This is a genomic window from Maridesulfovibrio sp. (assembly GCF_965230075.1).
Lineage (GTDB): Bacteria > Desulfobacterota > Desulfovibrionia > Desulfovibrionales > Desulfovibrionaceae > Maridesulfovibrio.
In genome coordinates, this window is sequence record NZ_OZ245945.1 from 812,278 (window position 1) to 826,386 (window position 14,109).

The window sequence follows — 14,109 nt, forward strand, 5'->3', positions numbered from 1 at the left end:
TGTTGTGGGGTAATAATGTCCCATGTCCGAATCAAATAAAGAATATCACTACAGCCCGTATATGTTCAGGCTCTACCATTTTTTTAAGAACAGCCCGTCAAAATTCACGGTCCTGCTTGGATTCTTAGTGGGCCAGATATTTATCAGTCCCATTGCCGGGAATTCTTTGCTTTTGCAGCAGGTCCTTTATTTTTATACTTATCTGGTGCTGCTTTCCGCTGTTTCGGCAATTGTGGTTAATAAGGTTCGGCTTTATTTTTATTTCGGGCTTTATGGGGTTTCACTGGTCAGTTCCATTTTGTTTTTCAAGACCCACTCCATGCTTTGGTTGGCAGGCAGTGAAGCGGCGGATATGTTCATGCTGCTTATTGCCATCTGGGGTATCCAGCGTTTCATGTGGCGGCAAAAAAGGGTTACCCGCGATTTGATCTCCGGGGCAATATGCATCTATATGCTAGCCGGGTTGGCCTGGTCTGATGCCTACAGTTTGTGCGAGATATTCAGGGACGGTTCTTTTTCTGGAATTGACCTTGGGGACAATGTCTTTGCCATTCGCGGGGCTTTGACCTACTTCAGCTACGTGACCATGCTTACTGTGGGCTATGGTGACATTCTGCCTGTGTCTTTCATGGCTCGATCCCTTTGTGTCCTGCAAGGGCTTTTCGGACAGATGTATCTGGCTGTTTTCATCGCCGGAATTCTTGGCGCATTTCTTTCACAGCAAAATTTAGACGCTTCCGGAGACGAGCAGCAAGGACCGGAAGAAACAGATCGGTCCTAGGCCCAGCCGGAGAAATCACTCAGCTGACCTTTATTATTCCCGAATTGCTCCTCTTCTTCATTGCCGTAAAGCTCTGTTACCTTCACCGGAGAGTAGAGGCTTTGCTGGGTTATGCTGTCTGGGATGTTCAGACTTATTGGAATATCCGGTACGGGGCCGAATTCAATTCTACCCGGCTTTGCAGTCTGACCTTCTTGTGATTTGAGATATTCTTGATAGGCCTGTTCCTCTTCGACAGTTGTATAATCTTTGCTGGATAGTTTCTTCACTCCCAGTTCTGATCTCAAGGCTTCAAGATAGGCCTCACCGCTTTTGAACAGGTATTTGGAAAAATCATCTTTTTTGCTTCTGTTGGCCTCATTAAGTTTGTCAACCGTTTGTTGAGAGGGATAGATAAACTCATTTATATCGTCAAAAACATCTCGGGCTGAGTCCATGTTTATTTTATCTTCTTTTCTGGAATTCTCATCACCACCGAAGATATTATCACGGGCGTATTGGGCTGTTGCGTGTGTTACGCTTTCTGAACTTTCGGAGTAGCGGTTACGCCCTGCGTTTTTTAGCTTTCCCTTGGATTGTTCAGTCCCTGAGCTGATGGTAGAGCTTACCCGTTTGGCAATTTCCTTGTCGCTTATATCATATTCTGCTGATGCGGACTTGGCCCGTTCAATGGCTCGTTGCACGTAGGGCAATGCACTTTCAGGCTCTTCATCCTTATTGTATGTGGTGCGGTGTTCGGCGACATACATGTCTTTGAATCTATCACGCACTTTATTCCAGAAGCTGTCCTTTACCGAGCTAGCTAAACTCTGGACCCGTTCAATTATTTTATCTTTGTCACCGGTAAAGAATTTGTCGATGATCTTTTCAGCGTTTTTGAAATCCTGTCCGTCGATTGCTGCGGCAAGTTCTTTGATGTGCTCATCATAATCAAGTCCGGATTTACCGGAGAGAAAGTTCTCGTTGCCTTCTTCGAAAATTTTTTCCAGACCTGCCTGAAGTTCATTGGATTTTTCATCAACAATCTGGGCAATTTCAACTGCGACATTTTCCCATTCAACCGGGGTAATTACGGTAAGCTCTTCTTTACCGTTGACGGATTTGGTTGTTGAAGTTTTAGCGGAGTCCTCTTCAACTTTGCGGGAAGCTGTTTCTTCCTGACGGGCGCGGAAATTGAAAGTGCCGACAGTGCTCTGGGCGTTTGAATTGATCTGCATGGTTTTCCTCGCTTAGATTTTCCAGTCGATTGAAGGGGAAATGTCTTCTGTTGAATTGCTTGTGTATTTTGCGGCTTGTTTCTCGTTACTTTCGGTAGACTGCGATGAATCAAGCATACCTTTTACATCCAAAGAGAGCAGTTGCGGATCAACACCGTTTTTCAATTGCTGCTCCATGGGTGACAATGTGGCTTGGGTCTGTTCTTGGGAACTGTCCGGTTCCTCTACCACTCTGGGGCTGGCGGCCAGTTTCAGTCTATTAAATTCGTCTGCAAATGCTTCTGTCCTGCCGCGCATGAATTGGGTGAATTTATCGGCCTTGCGGGTGTTCTGGTGTCGTAGTCGCTCAAGCTGTTCTTCAGTTATGTTTTCGTTGTGATAAAGTTCGTCTATGTCCTTGAGGACTTTTTTATCTTCGTCGTAGTTGGAATCATCAGTATTGAATATCTTGCCCTTGGCATAATCGGTGGCTGCGTGGGTGACGCTGTAGGCGTCTTCGGAATACTTGTTCTGCCCTGCATTTTTCAACTTACCCTTGGCATGGGCTACTGCTCCATCGCGGGTAGCATCGACAATATCGCAGAGGTCTTCAGATGAAAATTTATCAACTTCATTGCGTGATTTTTCAATGGCCATTTTGGCAAGGTCAAAAGAGGAAAGATCATCGCGCTCCTTACCATCGATATACACGGTCCATTTCAGACCGTCTTTTTTTAGAAAGTTGAGACCTTCCTCAATATTGTCCCAAAAGTTGTTTTCGGCAGCCTTGGCGAGATCTTCTATACGGGTAATGATTTTGTCGGTGTCACCATTGTAAAATTGATCGATAAGCTTTTCTGCACGTTTGAAATCCTGCCCTTGGATTGCTCTGCCCAGCTCTTTGATATGCTTGTTGTATTCTTCACTGTTACGTCCGGCCAGCAGTTGCTCGCCATTATCGAAAATTTTATCTAATCCCTTTTTCAGAAAGTCTGAGGATTTGCGCATGGCCTTTTCAAGCTGGAATTCAACGCTGTTCTGGGAGATTTTGCGGGGTGGCAGGTCATCTGCAGATACTGCAATTTCCTCTGGACGATTGGATTTTTCGTCCTTTGTGTTGCCAAGCTTGAAAGAACCGGCCTGCATCTGGCTGGATTGATTGAAACCCTGTATGCGCATGGTTATTTATCCTCTTTATCGGAGCCGGCTAAGTATTCTTCCCATTGAATCTGCATAGCCTTGTATTTCTCAGCTGCTTCACTCCCGGTGATGAGAGTTTCAACGGAGTAGTCCACGACCGGATAGTTTGGGGTTGGAATATTAACCTTTGAAGGGTCCAGCAATTTGCCGAGCGGATTCATAGGGTCTTCTTCAAATCTCACACCCGGTTCATTGGGCATATCGTTTCCTTTAACTTCAACTGCTGCATACATGAGCTTGCTGAATTCATCGATAAATTCATCTGAGCTCTCACGCATATACAGTGAAAAAGAGTCGGATTTACGTTTGTTGCGCTGCCTTAGGCGATCTACCTGTTCTTGAGTTACTTCATCGCCCTCTGTGAGTGCGTAGATGTCGGCCAGTTCTTCGTCATCTTCCTTGATATTTACATCATCGGTATCGAAAATCTTATTGCGTGAAAATTCAGCTGCAGCTTGGGTTACACTGTCGGCGTCTTCGTCATATTTGTTCTGCCCGGCATTTTCGAGTTTTGATTTAGCATGGTTTACAGCCCGATCACGCAGAGGATTAAGAATTGATTCAAAGTCTTGCTCTGAAAAATTTTCCTTACTTTCCCGGACTCTGCTGATGGCGATCTTAGCGATTTCATATGCGGTGATGTTTTCATACTTCTGGTCATCAATTTCCAGATCGTATTCACTGTTCATACTTTTGAGGTAGCCAATGGCATCGTCCATGCCGTGCCAGAATTTTTCTTCAGCCTGTTCGGCAAGGGATTTTACCCGGTTAAGAACTTTTTCCGTATCGCCGTTGAAAAATTTATCGATGAGTTTTTCTGCGTTCTTATAATCCTGTCCTTCGATGGCTTCGGTTAAATTTTTGATATGTTCATCGTATTCAGCTGAAGTTCGCCCGGCCAGCAGGGAAGCTCCGCGGTCAAAAATTTTGACTAGTCCGTCATGCAGGAATCTGGAAGATTCATTGATGTTCTTTTCAATCTGAAATTCAAGGTTGTCCATCTTGTAGAAAGTTCTTTCTGCCTCAGTTTTGCCTTCTGTTTTCTCGCTTTCAATTGAAGGAGAACTTTCTTCCTCTGCTTTGTGGGAAAACTTGAAGCTGGCGGTCTGTAGGGTCTGATTTTGTCCGAATGATGAGATACGCATAATGAGTGCTCCTTTGCCTTAAATCTTACGGCTGAAGGATGAATAGTTGGAAGAATTTGTGTTGTTTCGCATTGATTTGTAAACGCTCATGCTGCGCCCGACATAGCCCTCGACGGCTCCGGTAAACAATGTGGAGATGTCATCACGGAATGAACGCCAGTCTTCATTACCTGCAAAGTCAGATGGCTTGTTCATTTCAAATGCCTGTTTTTCAGTATCGGAGAGTTCATCAATTTGAATGGATGGTCCGTCACGCCTTGCCTTGGATGTAAGTTCCTTGAGTTCATCGACGACGGTTGCACCCATCTTGCTCAGCTGCTGTGAGAATTTGCTGTTAGATGAAATGCCTAATCCGGCGCTTCTGCTTAACTGTTCATCAGTAATTGTCTGGCCGGGGGTAGTTTTTTGTATATCGTCAAAAGTCATGTAACGCAGGATGCGCATGGAACCGGTGTTGCTCTTCTGCTCTTCAATGCGTGAGGTCATATTAAGTTCCTGATCGGCCAGCTTGTCGGCAGCTCCATCTATGCCGTAGAGATTATGCTTGGTGTACAGAGAGGCGGCTTGTACTGCATTTTTAGCTTGTGTTTCTGCCGAGTCCTCCGATGCTTCATTGCCGGCTTCACGGATTGTGCGGGCAGCATAATCCACTGCGTCTTCGCGGACTTCGTCAATCAGTTCAGAGAAATCCATGTCCGCAAGGGAACCGGTTTTCTGTCTGGCATTTTCAATTGCCCGTTCCACCAGATCATAGCCTGAAATCCCCGTTTCTTTATGCATTCCATCTGAAAGGGTCAGTCCTTGAGCCTGTCCCATCTGACCGAGGACCTTTCGCATGTCGCCCCAGAACTTGTCCTCAACCTGAGTCAGAGTCTCTTCTATCTTGTTGATGACCTGATCAGAATCGCCATTGTAGAATTCTTTAAGAATCTTTTTGGCATTATCGAAATCCTGACCTTCAACGGCGCGGGTCAGTTCATCAAGGCTTTTGTTATATTCAACGTCAGACTTTCCGGAGAGCAGCTTGGATTTGTCTTCCTCGAATATTTGACTGATTTTATAATCCAGATAGGCAGCATTTTCTTTCACCACCTTCTGGATGGCGGCTTCAGGATCAAAGGGTTGTGGCTTCTTAGGTTGAGCCTGTTCGGCAGTGCGGTTGGTCGCTGATGTGCTGAAGTCTTTTTTATCTTTAATGGACTGGGTAAAATTATTTAATGCGGTTTGCTTGGCTTGGCGCGCACGCATAGTGCTGCTGAATCCCCCGAGATAGGAACTGGGGTCGGTGTTGTAAGCATTGCTGCCAAGTGTTGAGCCGATACGCATTGATTTTTAAGACCTCGATATTGAGTCGAAAGCAGTTCTTGTATTGCATGAATAATCGGCTGATCTTGAGAAAACTTTATATTAGTATGATAAAAATACAGATAAAAATAATTAATCTATTCATGGCATAATTATCGAGTAAAAAAATAGGACAGGAGATAAGCCTGTCCTACTAAATGAATATGGTAAATTTAACGCGTTAGCGGCGAAGCCTTAAAAAAAGGTTTTGAAGAGTCCAGAGAAACTTTTGCAAAAATTTCTCTGGCCGCCGAAGGTATTCTTAAAGCGCAGCGTCCAGCAGCAGATTATCTCGGTGGATGGCTTCGGGGTATGAGCACTTACCGAGAATAGATTCGATATTACATGATTTGCTGCCCATGATTTTGACCATGTCAGTAGAGCTGTAACAAGTCAGGCCTACTGCAAGCGATTTGCCTTCCTTGTTAACCACACGAACAAGCTCCCCGGCTTTGAATTTACCGTCCACATCGATAATTCCTGCAGGCAGCAAACTTTTGCCTCCAGAAAGAAGTGCCTTCTCCGCACCTTCGTCAACAATAAGATCGCCAGCGGGATCGCAGTGGTAAGCCAGCCAGTATTTACGTCTGGATACGGATTTTTCATCCGGTACAATCCATGTGCCGCACTCTTCCCCGTTAAAGACCCGTTCAATGATCATGCGGTCCTTACCGGCAAGGATCAGGGTCGGCACACCAAGCTGGGCCGCACGGTTGGCAGCACGCATCTTGGAGAACATGCCTCCGGAACCGACAGCGGTCTTGCCGTCGCACATAGCGTCAAGATCGAGATCGTGGACGTTTTCAATGCAGGCCAGCGGCTTGGCATCGGGATTCTTGTCCGGGTTCTTGTCGAAAACACCGTCAGCGGAAGTGAGGTTGATGAACAGGTCTGCTTCCACAACGTTGAGGATCAGGCTGGCGAGGGTATCGTTATCCCCGAATTCCAGTTCCTGGACAGCAACGGTGTCGTTTTCGTTGATGATGGGGATTACACGCCATTCAAGCAACCTTGAAAGGGTGTTGCGGGCATTGAGGAAACGATCGCGGTGCTTGAGGTCATCGCGGGTAAGTAGGACCTGAGAGGTCACAAGGCCGAAACGGCGGAAAGTCTCGTCATACTCATGCATGAGCCGGGACTGGCCGATGGCCGAGGCAGCCTGACGCGCAGGCAGGTCATCCAGCTTTGCGCCGGATGGGATGGAGTTTCGTCCGGCGGCAACCGCACCGGACGAGACGAGGACTATGTCGACCCCGCGTTCGTGCAGGGTCGCCAGCTGGTCGGCAAGGCGGCAGATCAGGCCGAGGTTGATTCCCTCAGCTGTGGTCAGCACCGCGCTGCCGATTTTTACAACAATGCGTTTAGCTTCCTTAAGAGTCTGAATCCTGTTGCTCATCCTGGTCATTTTCTTCCTCTTGATTCATTGCTTTGAATCTGTCCCACATGTCACTGAGGAGTTCCTGAACCCCGTCACTGTGGAGGGCGGATATGAAGTAAATTTTTTCCCCTGTTTCCTCAGCTTTTGCCTTGATCGTTTCAAGGTCTTCCTCGGAAAGAAGGTCGATTTTGTTGATGACCCGCAGTTGGGTTTTGTCAGCCATTTCCTCATCAAAGATGCGCAGTTCTTCATCGAGCATGTTGAAACCTTCGAAAGGCTCTTCAAGGCTCAGGTCCTCTGCACTAAGGATATGGACGAGGAATCTGGTGCGTTCCACATGTTTGAGGAAACGGTGTCCCAGTCCAAGACCTTCGCTGGCTCCTTCGATCAGGCCGGGAATATCGGCGATAACCAGCTTGCTGCCCATGTCATCATCCACCACGCCGAGGTTGGGCACGAGAGTGGTGAAGGGGTAGGCTGCGATTTTTGGTTTCGCAGCGGAAATTTTGGAAATAAATGTGGATTTACCTGCATTGGGCAGACCGAGCAGACCTACGTCCGCAATGATCTTGAGCTGCAGGCGGATACGTTTTTCTTCTCCGGGGAATCCTTCTTCAGCCTGACGCGGGGCCTGGTTGGTGGAGGATTTGAAGTGGATGTTTCCGCGTCCACCGTCACCGCCTTTGCAGATGACCATTTCGCGACCTTCTTCGGTCAGGTCGGCGATGAGTTTTTCACTGCCGTCTTCGGGGTTAACTTCATAAACAAGTGTTCCGAGCGGGAGATCAACTATAAGGTTATCGGCACCCTTGCCGTATTTGTCGCGACCTTGTCCCTGTTCTCCATTTCTGGCTTCGTAAACTCGTTTGAGTCTGAAGTCATAAAGAGTCAACAGTTTGGAACTGCCTCGGAAAATGAGGTCTCCACCTTTACCGCCGTCACCGCCGCTAGGGCCGCCTTTAGGAAGAAATCTTTCCCTGCGGAATGCCACGCATCCGTTACCGCCTTTGCCGGAACGTACCGTGATAGTTGCTTCATCTATGAATTTCATAATAAAATCCTTAGGGATGCGCTATGCGCTTTTGTTTGATGATTTCGCCTCCGGCGGCCAAAGGAAATAATTTCCTTTGGAATCCTTGAGGGGTGGGAGGGGGAAATGAAATCGGAAAATTAAGGTTTAATACGGGTAAAATAACATTGCAGATAAGACGCGAAAAGGCAGGGGTCGCATTAAGTAATGCGACCCCTGCCTGAAAAAAGCTTTCGCCTGATGTCTAGGCTTCTGCAGGTACGATGTGTACTCTGGTTTTTACGCGGTTCTTGCGAATGTACTTTTCGTACTTCACAACACCATCAACCAGTGCAAACAAGGTGTAGTCTTTGCCGGTACCAACATTTTTACCAGCGTGGACTTTGCTGCCAACCTGGCGAACGAGAATGTTGCCAGCCAGTACTTCCTGACCGCCAAAACGTTTCACGCCACGTCGTTGGGCATTACTATCGCGACCGTTCTTCGAGCTACCGCCCGCTTTCTTATGAGCCATTATTAGCCTCCTTAGTAGGTTCTGTCGTCAAGCTTAAGCCTGAATGGCTTCCACTTTGATTCTGGTGTAGTCCTGACGATGACCCTGTTTGGTCTGAGAGTCTTTCCTGCGTCTTTTCTTGAAAACAACGATCTTTTTGTCACGACCGTGTTCTACAACAGTGCAGGAAACCTTCGCACCTTCAACATAAGGAGCGCCGATTTTAACGTCTTCGCCCTGACCGATAAGAAGAATTTTATCCAGATCGACTTTTGTGCCTGCTTCAGCGTCCATTTTCTGGACATTGAGTTCCAGACCTTCTTCAACGCGGAACTGCTTGCCGCCAGTCTCAATTATTGCATACATTTTTAACTTACCTCCGTCACGTAAGAGAGGGGAAGATATTCGTATCTAGGTGAAAAAGTCAAGTAGCTTTTATACTTTTTTTTCAGAATCTGTTATCGACCCCAGAAGTTGCATTACGGGAGGATGGTTGCCCTTACTGTTTCGTATTACCGGGCAATTGCGTCCCATGCATTCTTTATTATTTTTCATTTGATCACACAGTATATGCGCATCAGCCCGTAACCGCAAGCCCAGAACCTCTTCAGAGACTTGTGCGGCGGCTTTCAGGGCCAGCCAGCAGTCACGCTGGCAGCAACGGGCGGCTTCAATGTCTGCAATCAATTTAAGGGCTGCGAGGGTCCCTTTCTGGGCAATGGAGCGTTCAGACGCTGTTAACGGGGTTGCTTCCAGTATTGCACTCATGGCCGCGCCTACGCCGATGGCTGCTCCGCAGACTCCCATGAATCCGCAGAAGCCTCCGGCAACTTTTGCGCCGCGTGATATTGCCGTATCTATGACCCTGTCGTCAATACCCCCGCCGCAATTTCTGTAAGCTGTTGTAATCACACCGGGAACAAGGGCATGATGTTCAGGACCGTGCATAGGAATGGCCGGATGACTGCGTGCTTTCTTGAGTAGCTCGATCATATCCGTCTCTGTGCTTGATTTCAGCAGATGGGGTAGGACCTCCATGCCGTCTTCGCTATGGCACTTGTCGCAGACAAAGTGTCCGCTGGTACAATGCCCGTTGGCTTCATGTTCTTGCCCACAGAAAGCACAGGTCATCTTGCGGTATTCGGTCAGGTATTCCAACTCCGCTCCACAGACCATGCATCCTTCCATGTTTTTCAGGGATATAGTGGCGTGCGCATGCTTTTCTTTTGGGTCCGGTTCAGGCTTGTCAAAAGAGTCAGGAGTCGGGCAGCAGCAGGATTCTCCGATGAATACATTCTCCACTGCGCCTTCATTATTTATAATAAAAAGCTGATCGCCGAGCAGGGTTGCTTCCTGTTCCGGAATATCGATTACGCTTCCGGGGGTGAGGATGGCTCCGCTCGGGGTGATGGCGGTCTTGAGTGGGCCGCGGTAGACGGTTTTGACCTTTTTTCCCTCGTGCGGCTTGCGGGCCGAGAAGGTCAGGGAAAAGAATTGATGTCCGCCCACGGTCCGGTAGGGGAAGCGTTTAATCATGATCAGGGATTCGAATCCCGCTTCTTCCAGCAACCCACAAAGGTTTTTCTGGGTCTGGGCCCCGGCAATGCATTCTCCGTGCAGGGTGTCGTCATTGCGGATTTCCGGTCCCGGTTCAGTCTCGCAGACCACGTCGGAGATGGTCAGCCTGCCTCCAGGCTTGAGCACCCGAAACATCTCAGAAAAAGTACGCCGCTTATCAGTGGAAAGGTTGAGTACACAGTTGGAGAGCAGCAGGTCGGCACAGTCGCCCTCAAGGGGTAGGGTTTCAAGGTAGCCCCTGCGGAAATCCATGTTGTCGTAGCCCAGTGATTTTGCCACTGCGGCTTGTCCTTCGCGGGCATGGACGAGCATGGGATCAAGCATATCGACCCCGGTGACTATCCCCTTCGGCCCAACCTGCTTGGCGGCGATGAAGCATTCGATTCCCCGTCCACTGCCAAGGTCTACCACATGTTCGCCTTCGGAAATTCCGGCATCCATAACCGGAGAACCGCAGCCGTAACCACGGAAACGGTATTGTTCGGGGATATGGCTCATGAGAGCCGGTTCGTAACAGGCCGGATTGAGAATGTCTTCCTTGGCTGTATCTGCCGCCTTGGTGTAAAAATCCTTAACTACTGCGAGGCTGTTGTTTCCCGCCACAGCCAGCAAACAGTTGGTGTGGGTCAGGGCCACTGCCCCATGTCCGGAACAGCGGTCCAGCTTATCTCCCATTTTGAGCAGCAGGCGCGGACAGTCGTGCTGTTGTGATTCAGTTGCCTTGCGGGAGATCAATTCAAGGGCCAGTTTTTCGTAGAGAGCGCTGTATGGATCATCACCGATGAAGCTTTCCTTGTGCATGTAGCTGTGGTCAGTGTCACCGCCACCGAGGAGCAATTTGAAGGGTGTTTCAAGATTTTTACCACTACTTTTGCGCAGCTTTTCAAGGATGGAACTTTTCTTCCAAGCCTGCTCTAAATCATTATTAATACAGGTTGATAGCTTTTCGATTCCAACGGTTGCAGCAGAAGGGTAAAGATTTCCGTCCGGCCCGATAGCTAATGATTCCCACCCGGCGGTTGAACCGTCATGTAAAGTGCCGCAGGGTGCGAAAATCATGCTTTTGACCGCTTCAACATTGTCGATGCTAACCCCGGTACGTTCTCCGGTTTCCCATGCTTCCAGCAGGTGCGGGTATATTTTTTCCGGTTTGACGAATTGTTCGGATTCACCGCGCCCACGCACGAAATACCACATGAAATGGACGTTGGATGCTCCGGTTTTAGCGGCGAATTCAACGACGTCTTTCATCTCTTTCACATTGTCCTTGGTTACACACATGGACAGAGTGAAGGGAATACCTTCTTCAGAAAGCCAATTCAGGGATTTCTCAAGGGCTGCGAACATACCCTTGCCGCGCAATTTATCGTGGGTTTCGCCGATACCGTCTACACTGATCTGTAAATGCAAGCGGTTGAAATCATAACTGTGTTTGGAAAAGAATTTTTCCACGGCCAGACCGTTGGTCAGCACTGCCACGTGGCTGGACTCGATTTCCAGCATGCTGGTCAGGATTTTATCCAGCCCTTTATGGACCAGCGGTTCCCCTCCGGTAAGGGCGAACATTTTGCAGCCTAATTCTTCTGCTTGGGCAGTCAGTTCCAGCACCCGTTCTGTGGCTAATTCTCGCTTGGCTTGCGGGGAAGAGGAAAACAGGCAGTGGGAACAGGACATGTTGCAATTGTCTGTAATATGGAACCAGATTTCGCGCAGGGAGTCTGTTTTCAGAAGTTTGTATCTGCCGGGATACACAGTTGCGTCCGCATCGGGCAGACGCATGAGGAATCTTCTGTCGTCAATTGATAGTACCGAAGGGGAAGGCTCTGCTTCATGATTTTTCAGCATGCTGTTGAGCAGTGCATCACCTTCCGGGGTAGGGACAAACCAGTCCGGGGATTCAGGTCTGAGATATATAGGAGTTTCGTTGTGAATAATCCGGGTCCATTCAGCGATATTAAAGGACAATTCCAGTCTCCTTGGAAATATGTATTTGGAAAACTTTGGATAAAAAATAAATTTTACCTATATCTGGCTTTTAGATCAAGGCCCGGGAAAGAGTCATTACTTCCACCCGGGAAGCTCCGGCTTCAAGCAAAGTCCGGGAGCATTCATCAACAGTGGAACCAGTGGTGTATACATCGTCCATAAGCAAGATGTGTTTACCGGCCACAAGGGATGGGGCTGCCGTGAAGGCTGTATGTAGATTTGTTCGGCGTTCAGCGCCGCTGAGTTTGGTTTGAGGAATGGTTTTGCGAGCCCGGATCAGGGCGTGGTCGGAAAGGTCGACCTTGAGCGCAGATGCTGCATAACGGGCAAGGATCATGGACTGGTTGAAACCGCGTTCACGCAATCTCGAAGGGTGCAGGGGGACCGGTATAATCAGGTCCGGCTGGCTGATTTCGGGTAAATCTGCGCACAGGTCGGATATAAATTGTCTAAAGATTGCGTTGTATCCGTATTGATTGTTGAATTTCCAGCCTAAGATCATTTCCCGCAGCAATTCTTGGTGGATGCTATGAAAATAAAGCCTGCTGAAGTTGCGGGGGACTGTCTGGCAACTGATACAGGCCCGTTTGTCAGCATCCGGGGAATTTAATTCCTCACCGCAGACCATGCAGATGTTTTGCGGTCTTACTTCCATGGAGGCAAGACATGATCTGCACAGTCCTTTGTCTGCGTGAACCTGTAAACAGGCCGGACATCGTCTTTGTATAAATGCTTTTTTAAGGCCTTTTAGCGCGGCAACAGGGGATAGGTATCGCAGAAGCTGGGCGAACATTGCTTAGGCGGTTGGAAGGAATTTTTTTACTGTGCGGAAAACATCTTCTTTTATGATCGGCTTGAGCAGGATGCTGTCATAACCGCATTTCAGGCAGCTGGAAAGCAGTTCCGGGTTGTCTCCGGTAGTCATGGCGATTATTGGAATTAACATCCCTTTTTTACGAATCTCGACAACGACCTCAGGGCCGTCCATTTTCGGCATATGCACATCCATGAATGCCATATCAAAACGGTTCTCACTCAGCATTTCCAATGCTTCACTTCCATTTACAGCAAAACTCGGTTCAATGCCCAGTTTGCTGAGATAAGTCTTGAGCACCAGACGTACTGGCGCTGAATCCTCAGCTACCAGAACTCGCAATTCGGGGAAAAAATTTTCAGCCATTATTCATATTCCTTTGCCATGCTTCTTTTCCAGATGCTGTGATGAGTGCACATTTTTCAGCATCATTGCCCAAGTCTTGAGGCTCGTCTATTCCTCTGAAGACTACTGCGGGCTGGAGTTCCGCCTTGAAGAACCTGAGGAAAAACTTGAGCGAAAGTTCCGCGCCCTCAAACAGCTTTTCACCTTTGGGTCTTCCGGCCAGAAGACATGTATAAGCAGGGCGGGACTTAAGGCCGTCCATCACAGGAGAGTTGCCTGTCATGGCTTCAAAGGCCCACTGTCCCCTGTCTATGAAGGTCTTTAGCCGTGAGGGCAGATGGTAGAAGTATATAGGAGAGGCAAAGAAAGTGAAAGGGGCGGAAATTATCTTCTCGTATAATTCCTGCGCCCCGTCTTTATCTGCGAAGATACAGCGGTTGTCCGCTGCGGTGCGGCATTTCAGGCAGCCGATACAATGTTCGAAATCCATATCCCCGAGGGTGATTATTTCGGCGTCACCGCCTGCTGAGCGGATTCCTTTGAGAAAAAGGTCGGCAGCAAGGTCGCTGTTCCCTTTTCTGTGATGGCTGCATTTGAATATTACCGGGAGTTGTTTCATTCTTATCCGCTATTTTTTGCCCGTGGCATTTTGCTGCGGAAAACAGCGCGCACGTGGTCTTCCTCTTCAAAGGTTTCAAGGGTCCATTCGGGCAGGATTTCCAGTTGATGGTATAGCTGCTCAACGGTGCCTTTATCTACAAGGGCGGTGATTTCATCGGTCCGCGCAAAACGGAGGTACCAACCTACCTCCAGTCCTAC

The 14,109-nt window shown here is 48.3% G+C and carries 13 protein-coding genes; 1 reads left to right on the top strand and 12 read right to left on the bottom strand.

From position 1 onward, the window contains the following. The first annotated feature begins 22 nt into the window (after positions 1–22). Positions 23–781: a potassium channel family protein gene (locus ACO05Z_RS03555; protein WP_421900566.1), complete on the top strand. Its 759-nt coding sequence runs from the start codon at positions 23–25 to the stop codon at positions 779–781. Here the strand turns inward: ACO05Z_RS03555 and ACO05Z_RS03560 are convergent. The 12 genes from ACO05Z_RS03560 to ACO05Z_RS03615 form a co-directional block, all read right to left on the bottom strand. Then, positions 778–1,998, bottom strand: coding sequence for a hypothetical protein (locus tag ACO05Z_RS03560; protein ID WP_421900568.1), 1,221 nt, complete (start codon positions 1,996–1,998; stop codon positions 778–780). The two genes, ACO05Z_RS03555 and ACO05Z_RS03560, sit on opposite strands and share 4 nt — an antisense overlap. Before the next feature lie 12 nt (positions 1,999–2,010). After that, positions 2,011–3,156, bottom strand: a complete 1,146-nt coding sequence (locus tag ACO05Z_RS03565; RefSeq protein WP_421900570.1) for a hypothetical protein — start codon at positions 3,154–3,156, stop codon at positions 2,011–2,013. Between the two features lie 2 nt (positions 3,157–3,158). Beyond that, a complete protein-coding gene (locus ACO05Z_RS03570; RefSeq protein WP_421900572.1) occupies positions 3,159–4,322 on the bottom strand; it encodes a hypothetical protein in 1,164 nt (387 codons plus the stop codon). A gap of 18 nt (positions 4,323–4,340) precedes the next feature. Further along, complete coding sequence (locus ACO05Z_RS03575; RefSeq protein ID WP_421900574.1) at positions 4,341–5,648, bottom strand: hypothetical protein; 1,308 nt, start codon at positions 5,646–5,648, stop codon at positions 4,341–4,343. Positions 5,649–5,928: 280 nt separating this feature from the next. Next, a complete protein-coding gene (proB, locus tag ACO05Z_RS03580; protein ID WP_421900576.1) occupies positions 5,929–7,071 on the bottom strand; it encodes a glutamate 5-kinase in 1,143 nt (380 codons plus the stop codon). Then, positions 7,037–8,095 (bottom strand): GTPase ObgE, encoded by a 1,059-nt coding sequence (gene obgE / locus ACO05Z_RS03585; RefSeq protein ID WP_421900578.1) that lies wholly within the window; start codon positions 8,093–8,095, stop codon positions 7,037–7,039. Before obgE ends, proB begins: the two co-directional genes overlap by 35 nt. 223 nt (positions 8,096–8,318) lie before the next feature. Beyond that, entirely contained in the window at positions 8,319–8,588 is a 270-nt protein-coding gene (rpmA, locus tag ACO05Z_RS03590; protein ID WP_421900580.1) for a 50S ribosomal protein L27, read from the bottom strand. 33 nt (positions 8,589–8,621) lie between these two features. Next, entirely contained in the window at positions 8,622–8,933 is a 312-nt protein-coding gene (rplU, locus tag ACO05Z_RS03595) for a 50S ribosomal protein L21 (protein WP_015850739.1), read from the bottom strand. A gap of 69 nt (positions 8,934–9,002) precedes the next feature. Next, a complete protein-coding gene (locus ACO05Z_RS03600) occupies positions 9,003–12,110 on the bottom strand; it encodes a DUF5714 domain-containing protein (RefSeq protein WP_421900583.1) in 3,108 nt (1,035 codons plus the stop codon). A 70-nt stretch (positions 12,111–12,180) separates the two neighbouring features. After that, positions 12,181–12,786, bottom strand: coding sequence for a ComF family protein (locus ACO05Z_RS03605; RefSeq protein ID WP_421900585.1), 606 nt, complete (start codon positions 12,784–12,786; stop codon positions 12,181–12,183). Positions 12,787–12,927: 141 nt separating this feature from the next. Continuing rightward, positions 12,928–13,311, bottom strand: a complete 384-nt coding sequence (locus tag ACO05Z_RS03610; protein ID WP_421900587.1) for a response regulator — start codon at positions 13,309–13,311, stop codon at positions 12,928–12,930. Continuing rightward, the gene (locus tag ACO05Z_RS03615; RefSeq protein ID WP_421900589.1) at positions 13,304–13,909 is read right to left on the bottom strand and encodes a flavodoxin family protein; all 606 of its coding nucleotides are present in this window, start codon (positions 13,907–13,909) and stop codon (positions 13,304–13,306) included. The genes ACO05Z_RS03610 and ACO05Z_RS03615 overlap by 8 nt, the downstream gene beginning before the upstream one ends. Positions 13,910–14,109: the final 200 nt, after the last annotated feature.

Excerpts from the sequence above, each read along its gene's own strand:
- ACO05Z_RS03560 (WP_421900568.1), bottom strand. The coding sequence starts at position 1,998 with ATGCAGATCAATTCAAACGCCCAGAGCACTGTCGGCACTTTCAATTTC.
- proB (WP_421900576.1), bottom strand. The coding sequence starts at position 7,071 with ATGACCAGGATGAGCAACAGGATTCAGACTCTTAAGGAAGCTAAACGC.
- ACO05Z_RS03610 (WP_421900587.1), bottom strand. The coding sequence starts at position 13,311 with ATGGCTGAAAATTTTTTCCCCGAATTGCGAGTTCTGGTAGCTGAGGAT.
- ACO05Z_RS03605 (WP_421900585.1), bottom strand. The coding sequence starts at position 12,786 with ATGGAAGTAAGACCGCAAAACATCTGCATGGTCTGCGGTGAGGAATTA.
- ACO05Z_RS03570 (WP_421900572.1), bottom strand. The coding sequence starts at position 4,322 with ATGCGTATCTCATCATTCGGACAAAATCAGACCCTACAGACCGCCAGC.
- ACO05Z_RS03575 (WP_421900574.1), bottom strand. The coding sequence starts at position 5,648 with ATGCGTATCGGCTCAACACTTGGCAGCAATGCTTACAACACCGACCCC.
- rpmA (WP_421900580.1), bottom strand. The coding sequence starts at position 8,588 with ATGGCTCATAAGAAAGCGGGCGGTAGCTCGAAGAACGGTCGCGATAGT.
- obgE (WP_421900578.1), bottom strand. The coding sequence starts at position 8,095 with ATGAAATTCATAGATGAAGCAACTATCACGGTACGTTCCGGCAAAGGC.
- ACO05Z_RS03615 (WP_421900589.1), bottom strand. The coding sequence starts at position 13,909 with ATGAAACAACTCCCGGTAATATTCAAATGCAGCCATCACAGAAAAGGG.
- ACO05Z_RS03565 (WP_421900570.1), bottom strand. The coding sequence starts at position 3,156 with ATGCGCATACAGGGTTTCAATCAATCCAGCCAGATGCAGGCCGGTTCT.
- ACO05Z_RS03555 (WP_421900566.1), top strand. The coding sequence starts at position 23 with ATGTCCGAATCAAATAAAGAATATCACTACAGCCCGTATATGTTCAGG.
- rplU (WP_015850739.1), bottom strand. The coding sequence starts at position 8,933 with ATGTATGCAATAATTGAGACTGGCGGCAAGCAGTTCCGCGTTGAAGAA.